General features: G+C 46.8%; 21 protein-coding genes. 13 read left to right on the forward strand and 8 right to left on the reverse strand.

Going from position 1 to position 24,360, the window contains the following annotated elements:
- Positions 1-92: 92 nt before the first annotated feature.
- Positions 93-974: a methylenetetrahydrofolate reductase gene (gene metF, locus EDC45_RS02490; protein ID WP_133543115.1), complete on the forward strand. Its 882-nt coding sequence runs from the start codon at positions 93-95 to the stop codon at positions 972-974.
- Between the two features lie 250 nt (positions 975-1,224).
- Here metF and znuB read toward each other — a convergent pair whose 3' ends face one another.
- Positions 1,225-2,010, reverse strand: coding sequence for a zinc ABC transporter permease subunit ZnuB (gene znuB, locus EDC45_RS02495; RefSeq protein WP_133543117.1), 786 nt, complete (start codon positions 2,008-2,010; stop codon positions 1,225-1,227).
- A complete protein-coding gene (gene znuC / locus EDC45_RS02500; RefSeq protein ID WP_133543119.1) occupies positions 1,998-2,819 on the reverse strand; it encodes a zinc ABC transporter ATP-binding protein ZnuC in 822 nt (273 codons plus the stop codon). The genes znuB and znuC overlap by 13 nt, the downstream gene beginning before the upstream one ends.
- Positions 2,820-3,092: 273 nt before the next feature.
- Here znuC and mepM point away from each other — a divergent pair, with 273 nt between their 5' ends.
- The 8 genes from mepM (at position 3,093) to qseC (ending at position 11,460) form a co-directional block, all read left to right on the forward strand.
- The gene (gene mepM / locus EDC45_RS02505; protein ID WP_133543121.1) at positions 3,093-4,589 is read left to right on the forward strand and encodes a murein DD-endopeptidase MepM; all 1,497 of its coding nucleotides are present in this window, start codon (positions 3,093-3,095) and stop codon (positions 4,587-4,589) included.
- 191 nt (positions 4,590-4,780) lie between these two features.
- Positions 4,781-5,734 carry an ABC transporter permease gene (locus EDC45_RS02510; protein ID WP_133543123.1) on the forward strand — a complete coding sequence of 318 codons (954 nt, stop codon included), beginning with the start codon at positions 4,781-4,783 and terminating at the stop codon, positions 5,732-5,734.
- Positions 5,735-5,753: 19 nt separating this feature from the next.
- Positions 5,754-6,710: an iron chelate uptake ABC transporter family permease subunit gene (locus tag EDC45_RS02515; protein ID WP_133543125.1), complete on the forward strand. Its 957-nt coding sequence runs from the start codon at positions 5,754-5,756 to the stop codon at positions 6,708-6,710.
- Positions 6,701-7,465, forward strand: coding sequence for an iron ABC transporter ATP-binding protein (locus tag EDC45_RS02520; RefSeq protein WP_133543127.1), 765 nt, complete (start codon positions 6,701-6,703; stop codon positions 7,463-7,465). Before EDC45_RS02515 ends, EDC45_RS02520 begins: the two co-directional genes overlap by 10 nt.
- Before the next feature lie 14 nt (positions 7,466-7,479).
- On the forward strand, positions 7,480-8,391 hold the full coding sequence (locus tag EDC45_RS02525) for a siderophore ABC transporter substrate-binding protein (protein WP_133543129.1): 912 nt from the start codon (positions 7,480-7,482) through the stop codon (positions 8,389-8,391).
- A 230-nt stretch (positions 8,392-8,621) separates the two neighbouring features.
- Positions 8,622-9,209 (forward strand): NirD/YgiW/YdeI family stress tolerance protein, encoded by a 588-nt coding sequence (locus tag EDC45_RS02530; RefSeq protein ID WP_166635094.1) that lies wholly within the window; start codon positions 8,622-8,624, stop codon positions 9,207-9,209.
- A gap of 215 nt (positions 9,210-9,424) precedes the next feature.
- Positions 9,425-10,090 (forward strand): response regulator, encoded by a 666-nt coding sequence (locus EDC45_RS02535; RefSeq protein WP_133543132.1) that lies wholly within the window; start codon positions 9,425-9,427, stop codon positions 10,088-10,090.
- A gap of 5 nt (positions 10,091-10,095) precedes the next feature.
- Complete coding sequence (qseC, locus tag EDC45_RS02540; RefSeq protein WP_424960654.1) at positions 10,096-11,460, forward strand: quorum sensing histidine kinase QseC; 1,365 nt, start codon at positions 10,096-10,098, stop codon at positions 11,458-11,460.
- 3 nt (positions 11,461-11,463) lie between these two features.
- Here the strand turns inward: qseC and glnE are convergent, their stop codons facing one another.
- The 6 genes from glnE to EDC45_RS02570 form a co-directional block, all read right to left on the reverse strand.
- The gene (gene glnE / locus EDC45_RS02545) at positions 11,464-14,421 is read right to left on the reverse strand and encodes a bifunctional [glutamate--ammonia ligase]-adenylyl-L-tyrosine phosphorylase/[glutamate--ammonia-ligase] adenylyltransferase (RefSeq protein ID WP_133543136.1); all 2,958 of its coding nucleotides are present in this window, start codon (positions 14,419-14,421) and stop codon (positions 11,464-11,466) included.
- Positions 14,422-14,575: 154 nt separating this feature from the next.
- On the reverse strand, positions 14,576-15,418 hold the full coding sequence (licT, locus tag EDC45_RS02550) for a BglG family transcription antiterminator LicT (protein WP_133543138.1): 843 nt from the start codon (positions 15,416-15,418) through the stop codon (positions 14,576-14,578).
- Positions 15,419-15,506: 88 nt separating this feature from the next.
- The gene (locus EDC45_RS02555; RefSeq protein ID WP_133543140.1) at positions 15,507-16,976 is read right to left on the reverse strand and encodes a glycoside hydrolase family 1 protein; all 1,470 of its coding nucleotides are present in this window, start codon (positions 16,974-16,976) and stop codon (positions 15,507-15,509) included.
- Between the two features lie 114 nt (positions 16,977-17,090).
- Positions 17,091-18,941, reverse strand: coding sequence for a beta-glucoside-specific PTS transporter subunit IIABC (locus EDC45_RS02560; RefSeq protein WP_133543142.1), 1,851 nt, complete (start codon positions 18,939-18,941; stop codon positions 17,091-17,093).
- A gap of 338 nt (positions 18,942-19,279) precedes the next feature.
- Positions 19,280-19,504: a sulfurtransferase TusA family protein gene (locus tag EDC45_RS02565; RefSeq protein WP_133543144.1), complete on the reverse strand. Its 225-nt coding sequence runs from the start codon at positions 19,502-19,504 to the stop codon at positions 19,280-19,282.
- 20 nt (positions 19,505-19,524) lie between these two features.
- Positions 19,525-20,559: a YeeE/YedE family protein gene (locus EDC45_RS02570; RefSeq protein ID WP_133543146.1), complete on the reverse strand. Its 1,035-nt coding sequence runs from the start codon at positions 20,557-20,559 to the stop codon at positions 19,525-19,527.
- A 271-nt stretch (positions 20,560-20,830) separates the two neighbouring features.
- Here EDC45_RS02570 and EDC45_RS02575 point away from each other — a divergent pair, with 271 nt between their 5' ends.
- The 4 genes from EDC45_RS02575 to thiB all read left to right on the forward strand — a co-directional run bounded on the left by EDC45_RS02575 (position 20,831) and on the right by thiB (position 24,358).
- A complete protein-coding gene (locus EDC45_RS02575; protein WP_133543148.1) occupies positions 20,831-21,613 on the forward strand; it encodes an amino acid ABC transporter substrate-binding protein in 783 nt (260 codons plus the stop codon).
- Positions 21,603-22,319: an amino acid ABC transporter permease gene (locus tag EDC45_RS02580; RefSeq protein WP_133543150.1), complete on the forward strand. Its 717-nt coding sequence runs from the start codon at positions 21,603-21,605 to the stop codon at positions 22,317-22,319. The genes EDC45_RS02575 and EDC45_RS02580 overlap by 11 nt, the downstream gene beginning before the upstream one ends.
- Positions 22,320-22,329: 10 nt before the next feature.
- Complete coding sequence (locus tag EDC45_RS02585) at positions 22,330-23,079, forward strand: amino acid ABC transporter ATP-binding protein (RefSeq protein WP_133543152.1); 750 nt, start codon at positions 22,330-22,332, stop codon at positions 23,077-23,079.
- A gap of 268 nt (positions 23,080-23,347) precedes the next feature.
- A complete protein-coding gene (gene thiB / locus EDC45_RS02590) occupies positions 23,348-24,358 on the forward strand; it encodes a thiamine ABC transporter substrate binding subunit (protein WP_133543154.1) in 1,011 nt (336 codons plus the stop codon).
- The last annotated feature ends 2 nt before the right edge of the window (positions 24,359-24,360 follow it).

Consider the following 24,360-nt stretch of genomic DNA (forward strand, 5'->3'; position numbering starts at 1 on the left):
AATATTTGAAATTGACGCATAATTGCTTTCTGTTTACTCTGAAACCGATAAGATTTTAACCAATTGTAATTTAGACGGCAGCGAGGTGAACAATGGGATATGCAGCGGATATCGATACTTTGAATCAGCATATTGCGGATCTTAATGGCAATATAGATGTGTCTTTTGAATTTTTCCCGCCGAAAAACGAGAAAATGGAACAGACATTATGGCATTCCATTCACCGTTTAAAGGGATTAAAGCCGAAATTTGTTTCCGTTACCTATGGTGCCAATTCCGGCGAACGGGATCGTACCCATTCGGTGGTCAAACGGATTAAACAGGAAACCGGTTTGGAGGCGGCGCCGCATCTTACCGGCATTGATGCGACACCGCAGCAGCTGAAGGAAATTGCCCGCGATTATTGGGATAACGGTATCCGTCGTATTGTGGCATTGCGCGGCGATGAGCCGAAGGGCTATGCCAAGAAGCCGTTTTATGCCGCAGATATGGTGGCGTTACTGCGCTCGGTGGCGGACTTCGATATTTCCGTGGCCGCTTATCCGGAAATTCATCCGGAAGCCAAATCGGCGCAGGCGGATTTAATCAATCTGAAGCGTAAAATTGAAGCGGGCGCCAACCATGTGATTACGCAGTTTTTCTTTGATGTGGAAAGTTATCTGCGCTTCCGTGATCGTTGTGCCTCGGTCGGTATTGAAGCGGAAATCGTGCCCGGGATTCTGCCGGTAACCAATTTTAATCAGCTGCAAAAAATGGCAAAGGTAACAAATGTAAAAATTCCCGCCTGGCTGGCAAAAATGTATCAAGGTCTGGACGATGATCCCACTTCTCGCAATTTGGTGGCGGCAAGTGTGGCGATGGATATGGTGCGCATATTATCGAGGGAAGGGGTGAAGGATTTTCATTTTTATACGCTGAATCGCAGCGAACTGACCTATGCAATCTGCCACACGCTGGGCGTTCGTCCCGATTAAAAAACATAATCTCGTTATAAGCTAAATCCGAGGGAGGTGAATATCGCCTCCCTACAATTATCTTGCACCAAAATGCGGGCAGATTAATATTATGTTTTGGTGCGGAGAGAAAAAGAGCGGTTATTTTTGGCCCGAGTTTTTTAGCTTGGCGGATTATCGACAGATACAAGGTTATTTGCCGATGATTGTGGGGACGCCCTATGGGCGCCCCTGTGCAAAAGCCTATGTTTCCGTTTTTCGATAGTTTGCTTTAGATAGGCTCGCGCTTAAATAGAGAAAGGAAAAACAATGCGGCGGCTCCAAGCACCACGGAAGGACCGGCCTGGGTATTATAAAATGCCGAGATTGTGAGGCCTATGGATACAGACAGCATACTGATAAAAATAGCGCCGATAGCCATAGCTTCCGGGGTTCGGGCGAAACGCCGTGCGGTAGCGGCGGGAATAATTAGCAACGAGGTAATTATCAGCGCACCAACGAATTTCATACTTAAGGCGATGGTCAATGCGGTCAGAATCATTAGCAGAAAGCGCATTTTCGCCACCTTCACGCCCTCCACCTGCGCCAGTTCGGGGCTAACCGTGCTGGAGATCAGCGGACGCCAGTAATAGAGCAATGTGGCGGCAACGGCCAGAACTCCCGGTCCGATATAAAAAAGATCTTGATAGCTGACCGAAAGCAGATCGCCGAACAGGTAGCCGATTAAATCCACCCGCACATTTTTCAGCAAGGCGACGGTAACCACCCCCAGAGACAGACAACTGTGAGCGATAATACCGAGCAGGGTGTCGGCGGAAAAAGTGGTATTGTTTTCCAGCCATACCATGCTGATTGCCAACACTAGGGTCAGGATCAGAATTGAAAGATAAGGATTAATATCCAGAAAAATACCCAGAGCTACTCCTAATAAGGCGGAGTGAGATAGGGTATCGCCGAAATAAGCCATTTTGCGCCAGACGACGAAAGCGCCGAGGGGGGCGCTGATTAATGACAGCAAAAGGCCGCACAGCAAGGCGGGTAAAATTATTTCGAACATGGCTCGTCCTCTTTTGTCCGTACCCGATGCAGGCAGCTTGTGCTATGCGAATTTGCGGTACAGCAGACATCGCCGTGCATATCATGTTTATGGTTATGGCGGTGAGTATAAACCGCAATATTTTTAGAAAATTGATCGCCGAAGAAATGGATAAATTTAGGATCATTGGAAAGGGTTTCCGGTGATCCCGCACAGCAGATATGCTGATTAACACAGAATACTTCGCTGGTATCCGCCATGACCAGATGCAAATCATGGGAAACCATCAGCACCGAACAGTTGAGTTTTTTTCTGGTTTGATGAATCAGCTGATAGAGTTCTATTTGTCCGTTAATATCCACGCCCTGCGTCGGCTCGTCCAGAACCAGCAGGTTCGGCTTACTGAGAATGGCGCGTGCCAGTAATACCCTTTGCATTTCACCGCCGGAAAGTTTCTGCATACTATTGTTCAGCAAATGGGATACGGATAGCAGCCGGGCAGTTTCATAAATTTCCTGGGAGCCCACCCCTTGTTTTAAAGACAGAAATTTTTTCACCGTGATGGGAAAATTATGATCAATCTGTATTTTTTGCGGTACGTAGCCGATACGCAGATTTTTGGCATGAATCACCTTGCCGCCGCTGGGCTGTTGCAAGCGTAGCAATACTTTCAGCAGCGTGGATTTGCCGCCGCCGTTCGGGCCGACAATAGTTACTACCGAATTGGGATAAACCGCCAAATTAATATTCTGCAAAGCGGTTTTTTGGCCGAATACCACGGAAATATCCTTAAGTTCGACCAAAGGGATTTGAATAGCGTTTATTTGCATCGTCCGGCATAAAAGCAATTAAAATGGCGCTAACCATAGCTTATTTTTTACGCCGGCGCAATTCGTTTCTCTATTTGTGTTTTATTGGGGCCAAGAAGGTGAAAATGTATTCAATCTATTGGCAAGCTGAAAATTTGACGGCGGCGAATAAGTCTAAGCGCCGATAATTTACTCAGTTAAATTTTTTTTCTTCTGTATAATGAATTTTCCTCCTGTTTTTCTGTCTTACAGAACACGGCTTGCGAAGTAATTGAAGTATAAGGAACGTTTTTTTTGGTAGTACAGCATATTAAGTTGGCGAGAGAGCGACGGAAACGAAAATCGCGCATTAAGGCGGCGATTTTTTTTGCCGCCCTCCTGTCTATTTTTTCCGGCCTGTTGCTACACCTGAAAGATAACGTTGAAGACAATGTGGAACAAATTACCTCGGTCAATGATAGCGGCTATGAAAAGCTGCATTCTTCCCTTCCCGTAACGCCGTCGCATACGGCGATTTCACTGGTGCTGGATTATGCTCGCCAGAATAGCAGAGCCATTCTGGGTTCCGAAGCGGATAATGATGCCACCTCTTATGATGATGATCTGTCCGGAGATGATGATGAAGTGGATCAAATCGATCTGGACGGCGATGAGCTTGCTCTGGATGAATTGCCGAAAGATGCGCAGGACGCACTGAACGACTTATTGGATGCCGCTGATCAGGCGAAAAGAATTACCGACCAATTCAGTCATACGATTGTACGCGGCGACAGCTTAAAAGACGTGTTGGAGCTTTCCGGTCTGGATGCGGAAACCGCTAATAAACTGATTAAACGCTATCCCGAACTGAAGTCTCTAAAAGCCGGACAGCAAATGTACTGGATTCTGGATCGGCATAGCGAGCTAGAATATTTAAACTGGCTTGTTTCCGAAAAAGAAGAGCGCATTTACGAGCGGGGTAACGACGGTAATTTCAGACGCCAGGTTCTGGAAAAGAAAAGTACCTGGAAAAAAGAGGTACTGAAAGGAAAAGTAACCACCTCCTTGCGTGCAGGGCTACAGAAGCTGGGCTTAGATCGCCGCCAGATCGGACAATTGACGACCGCTCTGCAATGGCAGCTGAATATGGCAAAACTCCGGGCGGGGGATGAGTTTGCGCTCCTGATCTCAAGGGAATATGTGGGAGATAAGCTGACCGGACAGGGGAATGTAGAGGCGATTCATATTATTACCCAAGGAAAAAGCTACTATGCCATTCAGGCGGAAAACGGGCGTTATTATAACCGTCAGGGGGAAACCCTGGGGAAAGGTTTTGCCCGTTATCCGATTCAACGTCAGGCCAGGGTTTCCTCACCTTTTAATCCCCGTCGCCGCCATCCGGTTACCGGTCGGATTCGTCCGCATAAAGGCGTGGATTTTGCTTTGCCGAGCGGAACGCCGGTAATTGCACCGGCGGACGGTATTGTGGAAAAAGTGGCTTATCAGCGCGGCGGGGCCGGGCGTTATATTATCATTCGCCACGGCAGAGAGTATCAGACCGTCTATATGCACCTTAGTAAACCGCTGGTACGGGCCGGGCAAAGCGTAAAACGCGGCGAACGTATCGCCTTATCGGGGAATACCGGTATTTCCACCGGCGCCCATTTGCATTATGAATTCCATATTAACGGCCGCCCGGTGAACCCGCTGACGGTGAAATTGCCGGGTAACAGCAGCGGTATGCGTGAAAGCGAACGGCGTAAATTCCTGGTTGTGGCAAAAGCCGCCGAACGTCGCCTGAAATTAAATTAAAACGATTTTTTCAAGAATCCTTCCCGCTTAAATTCTTTTCTGCCGGTGCGCTATCCTCTTTCTTAAGTTGTATAAATTCCGGCGCACAGGCTTCTCTCCGCTTTTCTGACTATATTTATCCGCTTTATTCTTTATCGTTAGGCGCCTTTGTGTTAGCATTATTCGCAATTATTCTCATTTATATTTAGAGCATGGTTCGGCGTCGTTATTTCCTTATTCTGTTATTGATTCTTTCCGTTATATCGCTTTTTCTCGGTGTAAGTACGCTGAATTTACGCGGATTGCTGGCCTTTGATCCGGCGCAGTGGCAAATCTTTTTTATTAGCCGGGTACCTCGTCTGATTAGTATTCTGATCGCCGGGGCGGCATTAAGTATCTGCGGGCTGGTGATGCAGCAACTGAGCCGTAATCGTTTCGTTTCGCCGACCACGGCGGGTACTATGGATAGCGCCCGTTTAGGAATTTTGATTGCGATATTGCTGTTTCCGGCCGCTTCAATGTTGCTGAAAACTCTGATCGCGATTTTGGTTTCTTTCGTGGGGACGCTGTTGTTTATGAGCATTCTTTCCCGTTTGAAATTTAAGGATACGATTTTTGTGCCTCTGGTGGGTATTATGTTCGGTAATATTATCAGTGCGATAACCGCCTTTATCGCTTATCAGCAGGATTTGCTGCAAAATCTGTCCGGTTGGTTGCAGGGGGATTTTTCACTGGTGATGTCCGGGCGTTATGAAATGTTGTATTTCAGTATTCCGGCACTGATTGTAGCCTATTTGTTCGCCAATCGTTTTTCCATCGTCGGTATGGGCGAGGATTTTGCCGTTAATCTGGGCCTGAATTATCAACAGGTGTTGTATCTGGGGCTGGCGGTTGTCGCCACGGTTTCCTCTATAGTGATTGTTTCCGTCGGTGTTATTCCTTTCCTGGGGTTAATTATTCCCAATTTGGTAACTCTATATTTGGGCGATAATCTGAAAAAAACACTGTCGCATACCGCACTTTTGGGCGCCGTATTTGTTTTATTTTGCGATATTTTGGGGCGCACCCTGATTTACCCTTACGAAATTTCGATAAATGCCGTAGTCGGAGTATTCGGCAGCGCTATTTTCCTGTATCTGCTGTTTAAACGCTATCGCCACGCCTGATAACAATATGCTGAATCTTATGTACAAAAAATATTATTCCCTATGGGGACTGGCGGCGGTATTGCTGCTTGCCCTGGCTTTATATCTGTTTTACCTTTTGCCGAATCGTTGGGAGTATGCGCTGCACCATCGAATGCTCAGCCTGGCAGCCATTATACTGACCGGTGCGGCGATTGCGCTGGCGGCAATGATTTTTCAGACCCTGGTGAATAACCGTATTCTTACCCCCAGTATTCTGGGGCTGGATTCCCTGTATTTGTTGATACAAACCCTGATTATTTTTTTATTCGGTTCAAAAACCCTGCAGTCCATTGATCCCGTTTTACTGTTTTTAGCCAGTACCGGAGTAATGATGCTGTTTGCGCTGGGGCTATATCGCTTCTTATTTAAAGGGGAGCATCAGAACATTTTTTTCCTGTTGCTGGTGGGGATTATTTGCGGCACCTTTTTCCAAAGCATGACGACCTTTATGGAAGTGTTGATCGATCCGAACGAATTCCAGATTGCGCAAGATATTGGGTTTGCCAGCTTCAATCGGATCAATACGGAAATTCTTTGGGTGGCTCTGGCTATATTATTATTCGCCATCCTTTATGCCTATCGTTACCTACCCTATTTAGACGTACTGGCATTAGGGCGGGAAAACGCAATTAATCTGGGCGTATCCTATGCTCAAATCAGTAAGCGTTTGCTGATTATCGTTGCGGTTTTAACCTCGGTGTCTACCGCATTGGTGGGGCCGTTGACCTTTTTAGGTTTGTTGGTGATGAATTTGACCTTTGAGTTTATTCGGGATTATCGGCATAGAATACTGATTCCGGCGGCGATCTGTATTGCGGTGATTACCCTTTGTGTGGGGCAGGTGCTGGTATCAAGGGTATTCAGCTTTAATACAACGCTGAGCATTATTATTAATTTCGTCGGCGGCAGCTACTTTATTTATTTACTGTTAAGAACGAGTAAAAAATGGCAATAGAAATTAAAAATATTACAAAAAGTTATGCGGATAAAAAGGTGGTGGATAATGTTTCGCTGACTCTTCCGCAGGGTAAAATCACTGCTTTTATCGGCCCGAACGGCGCGGGTAAAAGCACCCTGTTATCTATTGTCAGCCGTTTGTTGCGTGCCGACAGCGGGGAAATTCGTTTAAACGGTAAGCCTCTGGAAGGGCAAAAAAGTTCGGATATCGCCAGACAGCTTTCTATTTTAAGGCAATCCAATCATATTAATTTACGCTTAAGCGTAGAGGATTTGGTTGCCTTCGGGCGCTTTCCCTACAGTAAGGGAAATCTGAGCGCAAAGGATCGCACTTTTATTGATAATGCGATTAATTATATGAATTTGCAGGCATATCGCAGCCGTTATCTCGATCAGCTCAGCGGCGGCCAGCGTCAGCGGGCCTATATCGCCATGACCCTGGCGCAGGATACGGATTATATTTTACTGGACGAACCCCTGAATAATTTGGATATGAAACATTCGGTACAGATTATGCAGGTGCTGCGCAAATTGGCGGACGAACTGAATAAAACCATCGTTATCGTCATTCATGATATTAATTTCGCTTCCTGTTATTCCGACCATATTGTGGCCATGAGGGACGGGCGCCTGGTACGCCAAGGGACTGTGGCGGAAATTATGCAAACCTCGGTTCTGCAGGAAATTTACGGCATGCACATTCCCATTGAGGAAATTAATTCGCATAAAATCGCATTGTATTTCAGAGAATAAAACGGAGGAAATTTATGAAGAAAACGTTCTCATCTTTAATTACGGGGTTGATTGCCACTTTTTGTCTGCTCAGCGCCCAGGCCGGAGAAATTCAGGTCGAAAACTTCGCCGGTCGACAAAGCGTACCCCAGAATCCGAAACGGGTCGTGGTTCTTGATTTCGGTGCCTTAGACAGCATTCGCGAGTTGGGTGCCAAAGATTCTGTTATCGCACTGGCGAAAGGGCGTATCCCCGAGTACTTATCCGAATTTGCTCAGGATAAGTATAAAAATGCCGGTACGTTGCCCGAACCGGATTTCGAAGCCATTAATGCTTTGGAGCCGGATTTAATCATCGCTTCCGCCCGTCAGCAGAAGGTACTGAATCGCCTGAAAGAAATTGCACCGGTTTTTTATATTGATAATGATTTTTCCGACTATTACCGGAGTTTTGCCGCCAATGTGCGCGCATTGGGACAAATCTTCGCCAAGGAAGATATAGCCCGGCAGAAATTAGCCGAGCTGGATACCCTTGTTGAGGGTTTACAGGCGCAGACTAAGGGAAAAAACGCATTGGTAACTCTGGTCAACGAAAGTCGGATCAGCGCCTTCGGCGATAATTCCCGTTATGCTTTGGTGTATCAGAAATTTGGTTTTACCCCGATTGATCCGGGTCTATCCGCTTCTACCCATGGCAATAGCATCGGCTTTGAATATATTGCAGAAAAAAATCCGGATTACTTGTTGGTTATCGACCGCACCGCAGCCATTACCGAAAAAGCGAATAACGCACAGAAAGTTTTGGATAACGCCCTGATCAAACAGACCGAGGCGGCGAAGCAAAACCATATTGTCTATCTGAATGCGTCCAACTGGTATTTGGCTTTCGGCGGATTGCAATCCATGAAGATTATGGTTGACGAACTGCAAAGTGCGGTCAAAAAATAAAAAGTTTTTTGTTTCCCGCTCTGTCGAGATAATTTTAGGGTTATCGAGATTTAAGTGCGGGCGGCTGTAATCTCCGGGTTAAGGGGAAGCGGCGATGAGCTTGTTTTCCCTTTTTTATATTTCGCCGCCATAGCCTCGGTTAAAAAAATCCCCGCCTTAATTTTTTCTTAATATTCCTTTGCTTTAATAGCGCCCATGTAAAGATAAATATTTGCATTAGGAGAATGATAATGAAAAAACTCAGCTTAGTTGCACTTTTAGTCTTATCTGTTGCCGCTACCTCGGCTTATGCTCAGATGGAGAAAAGCGATAACTCAGGTGCGACACAACAAAACATCCCCCTCCAGATACAGCCGGCTGAGGGCGGCAAAGGGGAAGCTAAGGCAGCTGCTAAAGAAGGTTCTTATAAAGGTCGGCACCGGCATGAAGGCCGGGGGCCTATGCCGCACGAATTAGGTGCGAGTAAAATGCCTGGCATGGAAAAAGGCGGACGGCGCAAAGGCGGCGGGTTTATTGAATCTAAACAACCGGCAAAAGTGGCGGATGCGGAAAAATGGCATGATGATCAGCTGCTTATTCTGGAAGGACGAATTGTAAAACAAATCGGTAAAAAAGATTATCTGTTTAAAGACGACAGCGGAGAATTGAATCTTGAAATTAACCCTCGTGCCTGGCGGGGCAAACATATCAGTCCCCATGATAAGGTACGTTTGTTGGTTGAAGTGGAAAAGTCCTGGGGTAAAACCGAAGTCGAAGCGTTGAAGCTGGAGATGAATAGACTTCCGCCTTCGGATAATGCAGCGCCGAAGACGGAATAAGCGGGCTTGGAAAGAATTACCCTTGGCGGTTTTATACCGCTTCCCCTTGGCGGCAGCAATGCCGCCTTTTTTGTTTTTGGCGGCGGACAATGGCTAACCCTTATTTGTTTTCAACATTGCTATCCCGTAAAATCGAAAGGTTAGAATTGAACGATAAGGCCATTTAGCGGTGATTTCCCGCCGCCTTCCCAAATGTGCAAAGTGCGGTGAATTTTATGCGAATTTTATTAATTGAAGATGATCCTCTGATCGGCAACGGTCTTGAGGTCGGGCTGACAAAATCCGGTTTTACGGTGGACTGGTTTAAAGAGGGCGATACCGGCATGGCGGCGCTGAGTAGTGCGCCTTATGATGCGGTAGTGCTGGATTTAACCCTACCCAAAAGGGACGGTTTGGAGATTCTACGCCAATGGCGAACTAAAGGTCTGGATACGCCGGTGCTGATTTTAACCGCCCGCGGGGCATTGGAAGAACGCATTAGCGGCCTGCAAGGCGGTGCGGACGATTATCTGTGCAAACCCTTTGCACTGGCGGAAGTAGTCGCCCGTTTACAAGCGCTGATTCGTCGCAGTTATAAACAGCCTAATCCGATAATCGAACATGGCGCGATAAGTTTAGATCCCCATCAGCGTAAGGTCAGGCTAAAGGGGAACGAAGTTGCACTGACCATGCGCGAGTATAAGCTGTTGGAATTGTTTATGTACAATAAAGAACGGGTTCTGAGCCGCACCTTTATTGAGGAAAAACTCTATACCTGGGACGATGAAGTCAGCAGTAATGCGTTGGAAGTGCATATTTATAATTTACGCCAGAAATTGGGAAAAAGCTTTATTCGTACCGTTCACGGCGTTGGTTATGTGTTGGGTAAAGAAGAAGGATAATCGCAGTGAAAAATAGCAGTTTGCGTTTTCGTTTGATGCTGATTTTATCGGCGGTTGCGCTATTGATCTGGACGGTTTCCGCCTTGTTCGCCTGGTCGCAGGTGAGTAAAAAAACCAATGATACCTTTGATTTGCAACAGATTTTACTGGCGAAACGCTTAGCTTCCTCCGATTTACGCCACCTTCTGAAGGATCGTAAGAAATCCGAAGAAAGACGCAGATTTGCTCCGCCGCCACCGAAAAGACTGGATGACGATGCCCTTGCCTTTGCCATTTTTTCCCGCCGGGGAGAAATGATCTTAAGTGATGATCATAAAGGCAGTAACTTTATTTTTGCGCCAGCACGGGGCTTTTCCGTTGCGACTCCCAGCGGTGAAAGCGCACCCTGGCGCATTTTCTGGATGCCTTCGGACAACGGCCGTTTAATGATTGCAGTAGGACAGAAAATAGAATATCGGGCGGAGGTCGTTAGGGAATTTGTATTTAGCCAGTTATGGATCTGGATAGCCAGTCTGCCCTTGTTAATCGGGCTGATTATCTTTTTTATCGGTCGCGAGTTGCGCATACTGAAAAATGTCGGTGAGGAGGTAAAACGCCGTTCGCCGCAGGAAGTAGGGTTGTTATCCACCCGTCATATTCCGGAGGAAATTCTGCCTTTGGTGGAAAGCCTGAACCTTTTTTTCCAACGTACCTCGGATATGTTATTACGCGAGCGGCGTTTTACTTCGGATGCGGCGCATGAACTGCGCAGCCCCCTCACCGCGTTACGGATTCAGACCGAAATCGCACAAATGGCCGCTGATGATGAACCCCTACGCCGGGAGGCGCTGCAAAATTTGCAACTGGGTATCGATCGTGCCGGCCAGCTGGTGGAACAGCTGCTCACCCTTTCCCGGCTCGATCATCAGGAGCAGCCGGAGCATCCGCAACGGATCGATTGGCCCGAACTTATCCGTTCTTTAATTGGCGAGCTGTATTTCAGCGCTCGGGAACGTAATATGGAACTGGCTTTTATCCATCTGGAAACCCCTTCGCCGCAACAAGGTCAGCCTTTATTGCTCAGTCTGATGTTGCGTAATCTTGTGGATAACGGGCTGCGTTATTGCCCGCCGGGAACCCGGATTAATCTGTATCTGGAAAAAGACCGTATTCGCATTGAAGATAACGGCGGCGGAGTGGAAGAAGAAGCCCTTGAAAAACTCGGACAGCGCTTTTTCCGCCCCGCCGGGCAAAATGAAAAGGGCAGCGGACTCGGTTTATCCATCGTAAAACGCATTGCCGAATTACATCATTACCGAGTGAAGCTGGAAAATATAAAAGCTCCGAATGGTACCCGAGTCGGCTTGCGCTGCCTGATTTTGCTGCATTAACTATTAGCTCGGGGAGGTATCGCCTACAAACAGGCGCTGCCAGATTTGGCGGATAAACTGCCGTTCTTGGTGAAATTCCTGCGCACTTACCAATGTGTCCTCGCCGAGCAGATTCAGATGATGTATCCGGTTACGCAAAGTTACATAGCAGGATTTCAGGCGTTCCGCTTCTTCCAATTCAATAACCCTATTGCTGGCCATAACATCAAAAATACGGACATTATCCGACCAATAGGCTAAATCCTGGTTATGCGGCGCATTGGCCAGTACCAAATACTGAGCGATAAACTCAATATCGGTGATGCCGCCCGGATCGGTTTTTATATTGAATTTATCCGCCGCCGTATTGGCCAGATGAAGATACATTTTTTCGCGCATTTGTCTGACTTCCGAACGCAGTTTATCTGTATCGCGCGGCATGGCCAACACATCGCTGCGGATTTGAGCAAAGCGCTGTTGCAGGCGGGACTCGCCGAAGACGCTGCGGGCTCGAACCAGCGCCTGATGTTCCCAAGTCCAAGCCTCATGGCGCTGATAATCTTCGAAAGCGTTTAACGAACTGACCAGTAATCCCGCTTCGCCGGAAGGACGCAGGCGCATATCCACATCATAGAGTATGCCGGCACTGGTATTGGTACTGAAAATACTAACGATTTTCTGTGCCAGTCGCAGATAAAACTGACTGCTATCAATGGTTTTTATTCCGCCCTGGGTTTGGGACTGGGCGCCGTCGTATAAAAAAACCATATCCAAATCGGATTTATAGCCCAGCTCGATGCCGCCCAGTTTGCCGTAACCTATTACCGCAAAGCCTTTTTGCTCCGGCGCTAAATGGGCGGGCGTGCCGAAACGGGCGCTGACCTTTTGCCAGGCGGCCTCAACCACGGCGGCGATAATGGCCTCCGCCAGGAAGGTCAGATGATCGCTGACCTTCATTACTGGCAGTACATTAAGAATATCCGCCGCTGCAATACGAAGCAGATTGACCTGTTTAAACTGGCGCAGCCCGTCGAAAAACTGTTCTTCGTCCTCCTGGGGTAAACGCAGGAGATATTGACGTAGTTCCGAGGCATATTGTTCGCAAGGAATTGGGTGGTACAGGCTATCTTGATCCAGCAGTTCGTCCAGCAAAATCGGATGGCGGGCCAGCTGCTCGGCAATCATTTTCGACTGCGAGCAGAGTTCGATTAAGCGGGAGAGAACCGCCGGATGTTCCAATAATAATTCCAGATAGGTGGTACGGGTCAGAACTTTTTCTACAATATTCAGCATGCGAGGTAGCAGAGGCAGCGGATCGGGGCGGGAAAAAATCCGCTGTAGCAGCAATGGGACCAGCGCGCTTAACACTTCCCGGCCGCGATGGCCGATAGGGCGGCGTGCCAGTTCCTGTTTAAAGCGGCTTAGAATTTCCCATATTTGTGTGCGCAGCTGTGCATCGCCTGCCATAGCGGCAGGCCAGGGGGCGTTTTCCTGATCATCATCGAGCCTATCCGTATCCAGAAAATCATTCCATTCGCTTTCTTCACTTTCCTGCTCCGAAGGATTTTCTTCACCGATCAGGCTATTGAAAATATCTCGTACTTTTTGTTGGTGGCCCTGCAGTATTTGCAAGAAGCTTTGCCAGTCTTGAATAGGGTAGCGGATTTCAACGGGACATTGTTGCGGATTTAACCGGCTGAAAACAGCGCAGGCATGGATAAGACGGGCCTGATCCCGTTCATTTTCCGGCAGTACCTGTATCTGTTTATCCTCAATTGCTTGCAAAATATTTTCTGTCCGCCGCAGAAATAAATAAGCCTGTTGCAAATCCTCACATTGCTGCGAGGTGAGAAGCCCCAGTTTTTCAATTTCCGGCAGCAGGGCGAGTAATGAATATTGTTGCAGGCTTAATTCCCGTCCGCCGCGCATCAGTTGAAAAACCTGCACGATAAATTCAATTTCACGGATACCGCCGGCGCCGAGCTTAATATTATTACTCAGATTACGGCGCCGAACTTCGCGGGCGATTTTATTTTTCATATCGCGTAGGGACTGAATCACGCTGAAATCAATATAGCGCCGGTACACAAAAGGGCGCAGCAAACGGCGTAGGCTGAGCACATTCGGATCGCCCTCTTCCGCGCCGAGAATACGTCCTTTAATCATGGCATAGCGCTCCCAGTCGCGCCCCTGTTCCTGATAATAGCTTTCCATTGCGTTGAAACTTAACGCCAGTGCGCCGCTATCGCCGAAGGGGCGCAAACGCATATCGGTGCGGTAGACGAATCCGTCGGCACTATATTGATCCAAGGCATTGATTAAGCGCTGCCCCAAACGGATAAAGAATTTCTGGTTGTCTATCGCCTTTCTTGCCCCACGGGTTTCGCCGCCAGAAGGATAAGTAAAGATCAAATCTATATCGGAGGAAAAATTCAGTTCATAGCCTCCCAGTTTGCCCATACCTAAAATATACAGCTGCTGCGGACGCCCTTCTTCGTCCGTCGGCGTGCCCATTTCCGCACAGGCCCGTTGGTACAGCCAGTCCCGCGCCTGAATAATCAGTGCTTCGGCTAATTGCGAAAGGCGGATAAAAATCTGTTCCACCGTTGCCAGATTCAGGCTCTGGCAAATACTGAGCAGAGCCATTTCCCGGTTACGGAACAGGCGCAGAATCCGGTAGAAATCCTGTTCCTGATCCGCTTCCCGCAGTTGCTCGCTCAGTCGGGACATATAGTTTTCACAGGCGCTAAAACTTGGCGGGGTTTGCCAACATTGGCGCAGAAAGTGCGGTTGTTTATGCAGCACATCGGCAACAAAGTCGGACATCGCCACTGCCTCGGCGAGCCGGCGGATATGGCTGTCGGGGTTCTGTTGTTCCCGTTGGATCTGTTTATAGAGCTGATGGTCGAACTGCTGCGGAAAATGTTCGATCATTAATGCGGCCAGATGGTTCAGAATGGTTTCCGTTTGCGGCAAGGGCATCGCCGTCCCCCTTTGGTTTGTCGGTTAAAGCGCAGCAACTGTAGCATGAAAAACTAAGAAAAAACAGACCGCACTTTGGGGGCCACAAGCGAGAAAGTGCGGTGCTTTTTGCTTTTTTAAATGAGCCCTCTCTTGGAACAATCGGCAAAGATAGCTATTTTGTCCGGTAGATGACACGCTGAATATGCAAGGCTAAATATAAGTGTTCGTCGTCAGTAAGGGATTTATCAAAATTTTGGGAGAGATATTTTTCGATTTTAGCAATACAGCGATAGGCATTAGGGTAGGCCGATTTAGTCTGCTTATAGAGAATGTTATCGGGACGGCCGGGCTGAGCGGGGGCAAAAAGCCTCCGGCTGAAATATTGTAAATGGGTGATAAAGCGTGCGTAATCATGGCTACTTTCATCTAATTTAAGCTTAAAGTGATAACTTATCAGGTTTAGGATATCTTTGATGATCCGGGTTGTACGATAAGTGTCTTTCATCGTATTGCTGTCTGTTCTGGCATTAAAAATATGTAATGCGATAAATCCGGCTTCATCATCGTCCATTTCCAATTTCATGCTTTTATTTATAAGAGCCACCGCATATTTCCCGACAGTGAATTCCTGCTTATAGAGCCTTTGGATTACAAAGGAAAGCCCGTTTTGTATGCGAGCCCCGCTGTTTATGCGGATAACGGCGTGATAAAGATGATCGGTTAAGCTCACATAAATACTGTTGCTCAGCCTGGTTTTTAATTGTTGATTGGCATACTTGACGATTTGATTGGTTAACTGAAAAAATTCCGGCGGAATTTCACTGAGGATTTCCGTTAATCTGATGGTGAAGGGATCATTATTTAAGGTAAAGATTTTTTCTATGGATTTTTCGCTGAGGCTATCGCCGGCTTTTTTACCGAATGCAATACCTTTCCCCAATATCACCAGCTCGGTACCTCGTTCATTTTTAACCTGTGCTGCGTTATTGTTAAAAACTTTGGAAATAATTAGCATAGGTAAGCCTTATCATAAATCACCGACTTAAATTAAGGCGGGTGCATAGTTTCACCCTGTGGTTGGCGCGCTCCCGCCTTGCCTGTGGTCAAGTTAAATCCGTCCCATTGCTTGCGATGACTTTTTTATACCAAAAGAAGGAATCTTTACGAATACGTTGCCGGGAGCCTTTGCCTTCATCATCAATATCGACAAAAATAAAACCGTAGCGTTTTGACATTTCCGAGGTGGACATGCTGACCAGATCAATGGGCCCCCATGCAAGGTAGCCTAAAAGTTCCACCCCGTCGCTAACGGCTTCTTGCATTTGGCAGATATGGCTACGCAGATAATTGATCCGATAATCATCATGTATTTTACCCTTCTCGATTTTATCATAAGCGCCTAACCCGTTTTCCACGATGAACAGCGGTTTTTGATAGCGATCATACAGATCATTCAGGGCAATGCGTAAGCCGATGGGATCAATTTGCCAGCCCCAATCGGAGATGGGCAAATAGGGGTTTCTTACCCCTTCAATAAAGTTTCCGTCCATAGGTTTGCTTTGATCCTTATGGGCGGTTACACAAACCGACATATAGTAGCTGAAAGCAATAAAATCTACCGGATTTTGTTTTAGGATAATATCGTCATCTCTTTGTTTTTGAAGGGATAGGTTATTAGCAGACCAATAGCGCCTTATATAGTTTGGATATTCGCCCCTTACCTGTATGTCCGTATAGAATAAATTTTGTTGATTTCGCCATTGCGCTTCACGTTGATCCTCAGGATCGGCCGTTAGTCCATAGTGCAGCATACGCGCCAGCATACAACCCATGCGGGCGTCGGGAATAATTTTGTGTAAGGATTTTGTGGCTAATGCACTGGCAAGAAATTGGTGGTGCAGCGCCTGATATTTGGCGTTTTCCCGTTGCGCCTTCGGCACGCGGTCGAGAATAACCCCGGCACCGGTATAAGGACTGTGCATGGTTACCATGTTAATTTCATTGAATGTTAACCAGTATTTTACTTTATCTTTATAACGCTTAAAGAGGACTTCGGCATAGTTCACAAAGTGGGTTACTACGGCCCGATGTAAGAATCCGTTATATTTTTGTACTAAACCCAGAGGAATTTCATAATGACAAAGGGTAACCATGGGTTGAATGCCATATTTCAGCAATTCATCGAAAATCTTGTCGTAAAATGCCAATCCCGCTTCATTCGGTTGTTTTTCATCTCCGTTAGGAAAGATCCTTGACCAGTGAATGGATATTCGTAACATTTTAAAGCCCATTTCCGCCATTAGGTGGATATCCTGCGGGTAGCTATGATAAAAATCAATGCCTTCCCGTTTGGGAAAACGACCCTGAAATACGCCGGATAAAATATCTTGAATACGTTGCGAATCCACTTCAATGGAAATATTGTTCGCCCCCCGTTCGGATTTCGGCACATAAGCGACCATATCCGCGCTGGAGAGTCCCTTACCGCCCAGATCAAATCCGCCTTCAATCTGATTGGCGGCGGTCGCTCCGCCCCATAGGAAATTTGCCGGAAAAGATTTTAGTTGATTCATATAATGCTCCTTGTTCCTATTAACATGTATGACTAAACCTTTTGATACTTAAGTTACTTATGCCGATGAGTAAAAAACTTGTTCGAAAAAGACCGCACTTTAAATAATCCCGGTTTAATTTACGATGATTTTCATTAAAGGTTGGCCCTGTTCTATATGTGTTTTATCCGTAGCTATTAGATCAAGATAATCTTCGGAGTTTGTGATAATCAGCGGAGTAATAAGTGAAAAGCCCGCCCGTTTAATGGCTTCCTGGTCAAATTTTGCCAATAATGTTCCGATTTCAACGGGATCTCCGCTTTTTACAAAACTTTCAAAATGTTTTCCGTTCAGTTGTACCGTATCAATACCTATATGAATTAAGATTTCCATACCTTCGTCAGCGATGATATTAATGGCGTGTCCGGTACCGAATACGGAACTTACCACTCCCTTTACCGGGGAACGTAATTCACCCTCGTCCGGGAGAATCGCAATACCTTTGCCCAAGGCTTGGGAAGAAAACATAGGATCGCTCAGGCTGCGGAGCGGATAGATTTTTCCGCTTAACGGGCTGGCTAAAGTATAGTAAAGCGGGGAATTTTCCCTTTGAATCTTATTTTCCGTAAGGTTGTTTTTTTCATCATCCCGATAGCCGAACAGATAAGTGAGCATAAAGCTTAGTACAAAAGCGACACCCATGCCGAGAGCATAGGCCCAGACGTTGCTGTCATTGCCGATCATGGTCGGAAAACCAAGTAATCCGCCGAAGCTGAAAGCAAAAGCTTTGGTTGCGCCGACGCCGATAATTCCACCACCGACGGCGCCGGCGATACAACCGAAAATAAAGGGCTTTTTAAAACGTAGCGTGATGCCGTAAATAATAGGTTCCGTAATGCCGAATAAACCGCTTAAAGAGGCTGAGGCAGCAGTGGTTTTTAATTCATTTCGGCGGGTTCTGGCAAATACACCCATTGCGGCCCCTACTTGGCCGAGAACTCCGGCGCCGGTTACAATCGGAATTAAAATGTCGTAACCGGATATGGCCAGATTGTTGATCATAATGGGGACAATGCTCCAATGGATACCGAAGATCACCAGTATTTGCCAGATCCCTCCCATAATCAGCCCGGTTAGCAGGGGACTGGTTACGTACATCCAGTCTACGCTGAAGGCCAGAGCATAACCTATTCCCGCCCCCAGAGGACCGATAAGCATAAAGCTCAAAGGTACGATAAGGAGAAGGGTAAAGGTGGGAGCAAGAAAAGAGCGGATGGCCTCATGTAAAATATTCTCGAAAAAGCGTTGTACATAAGATTGTAGGAAAACGGCGATTAAAACCGGAATGACACTGTAGGTGTAATTCATTAACGGAAAATTAATGCCTAACAGCTTGAGTGTTTGTCCGCCGGCGGTGGCTTCAACCATGCCGGGGTAAACCAAGGAAGCGGCAATACCCAGCGCTAAAAACGGATTGGCCTTTAGTTTGGTTGCGGCGGTGAAGGCCAGTGCCAACGGAAGAAAATAGAAAAAAGCATCGCCCGTTGTATTCAGCAGTTTTGCTGCGCCGGACTGCATATCCAGTAATCCGATTAGGGATAAGGTCGCTGTCGTACCTTTTACCAGACCGCTGGCAACCATAATGCCGATAAGCGGCGTAAATACGCTGGAAATAAAATCAATGGCCCGGTTCAGGCGGTTTGGTTGTGCGCAGGTCGAATCACAGTCGGTTTTTATATCGGCGATATTTAAAATTTCAGCATAGACTTTGGCGACATTATTGCCGATGACCACTTGAAATTGTCCGCCGCTTTCTACCAGGCTGATTACGCCGGATATGTGGGTTATCCCTGTTTTATCGGCTTTTTGGGGATCTTTTAATACGAAGCGCAGACGGGTAGCGCAATGAACCAATGAATGAATATTCTGTTCTCCGCCTACGGCGCTAATAATTTCAGCCGCTATAGTTGAAAAATTTTTTGCCATGCAAAATCTCCTCAGAATAAAAAAGCCTAAACAAAACAATATGTAATCACATTATTTTGTTTAGGCTTGCCGAATTAACGTAACACCCTAAATTTAAAAAATTTTTTATCTTAATCTTAAATATTAGAGATAGATTATTCTCTCGGGAGAAAAGGTAGGCGAGCTCAAAACTAAAGGCAAAGCTTCAACAATAAAAGCTCGACGGGGATCACAGAAATTTTGCTAAATTTGAAAAAAGCCGAGGGCTGTATAATACGGCGCTCGGCATGGAAGGGTTCCGCACGGGCTGGAGAGCATTAAAGTGCGGTGTTTTTTCAGCGAGTTTTTATACCCTTTATTTAGCTTTTCTGAATAATGATTTCCCAAGCGGCATCATCAATTTGGGCGAAATGGGTAACCGGATAATTGTTTTCCGCAGCCCAGCGCGGCAGGTTTTCCGTTGCTTCGGCGCAGGTGAACTGAATTTGCAGTTCGTCGCCGGGGGCAAGTTCGAGGATTTTCTTTTTCGCTTCCATTAGCGGAAAGGGGCAAAGATGTCCTTTGGTGTCAAGAAGATAGCGCATAGTAATTTCTCCGTTGTTGATTATGCCTGTTTATTGGGGCGAACGTACATAAAATGGCTCATCAGCCAGGTACCCACCATAATGAAAAATAAGGAAATCCAGCCTTTACTGCTCATTGCAGCGGTGGCGGTTAATCCGTTACCTATGGTACAACCGCCGGCAAGGGAGGCGCCGACGCCCATTAATAAACCGCCGATAACGCTATTCGCCAGGGTTTTTAAGTCAGGTAACCGCCATCTGAATTCATGGCTGCCTTTAGCGGCGAGATAAGAGCCGAGCAGGATTCCCAGAACCAGAAAGACGCCCCAGTTAATTTTTTTGGTATCGCCGGTAGTCAGAAAATTAATAATATTGGCGGAAGGGCCGGTAATCCCCAAGCCGGCGGTTTTCCCCTGCATGGCATTTACCCACCAAGCGGCGAATGCCAGCAGACCGATTAAAACCGCGGCAAAGAAAGGATGATGGCGCTTTTCAAACAGCCAGTGGCGCAGGCCGGAATAACGCGGCGGCAGGGTGGCGAGTTTTAAGCTCGGTTTACTGAGGGATTTGTAAACCAGAAAGAGGGTGATTACGACCAACAGGGCGACCAGCCACCAGGCGGAAATATTCAGGCTGGCCGCCAGGTTGTCATTAATTCGCCCATATTGTGCCATGGATTTTTGAAAACCGTTAAGGGGGCCGTAGCGCATCATTGCAGCGCTAATCATATACATCAGTAATGCGATCCAGCTGCTGATCAGACCTTCTCCCGCATGATACCAGGTTCCGGTGGCGCAGCCGCTGGCAAGTACGATGCTGATGCCGAACAGAACGGAACCTATAATAGTGGAAAACAGGGAAAAATCTTTATAGGGCGAACCTATATAGCCGGTTTGAATTAATGCGATAACGCCGATACTCTGTACGCTGATAGCGATTAGCAGGGCATAAAACATACGGTTGTTGCGGCTAATATACATATCGCGGAAGCCGCCGGTTAGGCAAAAACGGGAACGTTGGAAGATGAAACCGAGCAGACTGCCGATTAGCAGAGCGGATAAGAAAGACAGAAACATAACTAAACCTTAGTATAATGTGTTGATAAGTAAAGCAACCACAGTATAAATAATTATATTTCCGGCTAAAACGGGCAAATTGTTTTTTTGTGATATTGTTCTCAGAAAATATTCTGACATAGCTGCGGGGCGCGGATTTAATCAGCATTTTTGGTATGAAAAGACAACGGAAGATTCATCCTGAATATAACTTATAACAATAAGGTATTTAGGAATGGATTTTTTTATTTTAGAATAATCACCCGTTTCTCTTACAGAAGGAAAAAGTTTTATGTTTAAAAAATTAGCGTTTCTGATGACCGGCGTTTTAGCTTTTGCGGCAAGCGCTCAAGCGGCGGACAGTCTGATTGATCGTATTAATAATAAAGGAACTATTACCGTAGGGACGGAAGGAACCTATGCCCCTTTTACTTATCATGACGCCAGCGGTAAATTAACCGGCTACGATGTTGAAGTTACCCGTGCGGTAGCGGAAAAATTAGGGGTAAAAGTCGAATTTAAAGAAACCTCCTGGGATTCTATGATGGCGGGTCTGAAAGCGGGCCGTTTCGATATGGTGGCCAATCAGGTTGCACTGACGACGCCGGAACGTAAGGCGACTTTTGACAAATCCGAATCTTACAGCTGGTCCGGTGCGATGATGCTGGTGCGTCAGGAGGATAACAGCATTAAAACCCTAGAAGATGTAAAAGGACGCAAAGCGGCTCAGACGCTGAGCAGTAACTACGGCGAGTTGGCAACGAAATTACAGGCTAAAATCGTACCAATCGACGGTATGGCGCAGGGGTTGTTATTGATTCAACAGAAAAGAGCGGATTTGACCTTTAATGACAGTTTGGCGTTATTGGATTATTTGAAGAAAAATCCGAATTCCGGGTTGAAAACCGCCTGGGAAGCGCCCACCGATGAAAAAGTAGGGGCAGGCTTAATCGTAAACAAAGGGAATGAGGAAGCATTGGCTAAAATCAGTGCGGCGATTGTAGAACTGCGTAATGAAGGCACCCTGAAACAACTGGGTGAACAATTCTTCGGCAGAGATATCAGTGTTAAATAATATTCTTACCTCTATTCCGTTTATGACCGAAGCCCGAGCGGATTTGGTTATAAACGCATTCTGGCCCATGGTTAACGCAGCGGTATTGGTTTCAATACCGCTTGCCGTTATTTCCTTTATTCTGGGTATGATAATTGCGGTGGCCGTTGCTCTGGTACGAATCACACCGGGCGGCGGAATTATTCACCGTATTTTTCTGCTTATCGTTAAAGTTTATATTTCGATTATCCGCGGTACGCCGATGCTGGTGCAGATTTCCGTCGTGTTCTACGGTCTGCCGGCCATAGGCGTTTATATCGATCCAATTCCCGCCGCAATTATCGGTTTTTCTCTGAATATTGGCGCTTATGCTTCGGAAACCGTGCGGGCGGCGATTTCTTCCGTACCTAAAGGTCAGTGGGAAGCCGGTTATACCATAGGTATGACCTATATGCAGACCTTTCGCCGCATTATTGCGCCGCAGGCATTTCGGGTAGCGGTACCGCCGCTAAGTAATACTTTTATCGGTCTGTTTAAGGATACTTCCTTGGCCTCGGTGGTTACGGTAACGGAAATGTTTCGCGTGGCTCAGCAGGTGGCGAATATGTCCTACGACTTTTTGCCTATTTATATTGAAGCGGGTCTGATTTATTGGTGTTTCTGCTGGGTACTGTTCTTTATTCAGGCCAGAGTGGAAAAACGTATGGAACGCTATGTAGCACGATAAGGATTCTGGAGTGATTAAAATACGCAATATTCATAAAGCCTTCGGCGATAACGAAATTCTGCGCGGTATTGATCTGGACATTAAGAAAGGGCAGGTCATTGTTATTTTGGGCCCTTCCGGTTCGGGGAAAACCACCTTTTTGCGCTGTTTGAACGCTTTGGAAATACCGGAGCAGGGCAGTATCGCTTTTGAAAATGAACGTCCGTTGCAAGTGGATTTTGCCGCTAAGTCGGTGAAAAAAGATATTCTTGCCCTGCGCCGTAAATCGGGCATGGTATTTCAACAATATAATCTTTTCCCGCATAAAACCGCTTTAGAAAATGTTATGGAAGGGCCGGTATATGTGCAGCATAAGTCTCCTCAACGAGCTCGTGAAGAAGCCCTGAATCTGTTGGGTAAAGTGGGGTTGGCGGATAAAGTCGATTTGTATCCCTTTCAGTTGTCGGGCGGTCAGCAGCAGCGGGTAGGAATTGCACGCGCTCTGGCATTGCAGCCGGAGCTGATGCTGTTTGACGAACCGACCTCCGCACTGGATCCGGAACTGGTGCAAGATGTGCTGGACAGTATGAAAGAGCTGGCCCTTGAGGGGATGACTATGGTGGTGGTTACCCATGAAATCAAATTCGCTCTGGACGTGGCGGATTTGGTGGTGGTCATGGATCAGGGGGTTATTGTGGAACAGGGGTCGCCGCAGCAGTTGTTCGATAATCCTCGCCACGAACGTACCAAAGCCTTTTTGCAGCGTTTACGCGCACATTAATCCTTTATTTTTCGCTTTAGGCCTTGAGTTTATTTCGATGGAAGCCGCTATGCGGCTTGCTTAAAGCCATATAAAGAGGTTAAACTCTGAAAATCGTTCTCAACGGGGTGCCTCAGGGCTGAGATAAAACCCGTAGAACCTGATCTATTAGGGTTTTGTCAAGAAACTCGAACAGCGTAGGGATTTGAGACGTCAAAAATTTATCCGATATTTGACCGCACTTAAATTCCTTTAACCCGGCGATGTTCGCTTATTAAAGGATTTTTTTATGTTCAAAATAAAATCACTGGTTTTTCTAACCGCACTTTCTCTGCCGTTTTCTGCATTATCCGCGCCGACTGAAATTAATGTTTATGCGGAAGAATTCTTTTCTGCCCAATGGGGGCCGGGTATCGAAGTGAAAAAGATGTTTGAGCGGGAAACTCCTCAATGTCGGCTTAATTTGGTGCCTTTCGACAGCCGTTCCACCATGCTTAACCGTTTACGCTTGGAAGGGAAAAAGAGCAAAGCCGATGTTGTGGTGGGACTGGATAATCACCAGTTGGAAGCGGCCCGTCAATCGGGACTGTTCGGTGCAAATAAGGTATCTCTGGAAGCGATTTCATTACCTATAAAATGGCAGGATAGCACCTTTTTACCCTATGACTTCGGGCAATACGCTTTTATTTACGATAAAACCAAGTTGAAGAATCCGCCGCAAAGTTTGCAGGAATTGATTGAGCGGGAAGATTTGCAAATTATTTATCAGGATCCGCGTACCAGCAGTATCGGCCGAGGCTTAGTGGTATGGGTGAACAGTCTTTATCCGCCGCAGCAAACGGAAAAAATCTGGCGCCGTTTGGCAACTCATACTTTAACCGTGGGTAAAGGGTGGTCGGAAACCTACGGGGTATTTCTTAAAGGAGAAGGGGATTTGGTGCTGAGCCACAGTACCTCGCCGCTCTACCATCTTTTGCAAGATAAGAATAGCAATTATGCGGCGACCGAATTTAGCGAAGGCGGCGTTTTGCAAATTGAACTGGCGGCGAAAATTGCCGGCAGAGAGGAAGATAAGGATAATTGCGCGGAAGCTTTCCTGGCGTTTTTGATTAGCCCGCAGGCACAGAAGGAAATCGTCAGTAAAAATATTATGTTGCCTGTTATCGCAGCGGAAACGGAACCTCATTTTGACGCCTTAAAGGCGAAACAGATGCGGACTAAAGCGCTAGATACCCTGAATCTCAGCGGCGAGCAAATGAAAAGATGGATTGAGCAGTGGCAGCGCGCTTTAAGCCGGTAATA

This window comes from Mesocricetibacter intestinalis, assembly GCF_004363295.1.
GTDB classification, from domain to species: Bacteria; Pseudomonadota; Gammaproteobacteria; order Enterobacterales; family Pasteurellaceae; genus Mesocricetibacter; species Mesocricetibacter intestinalis.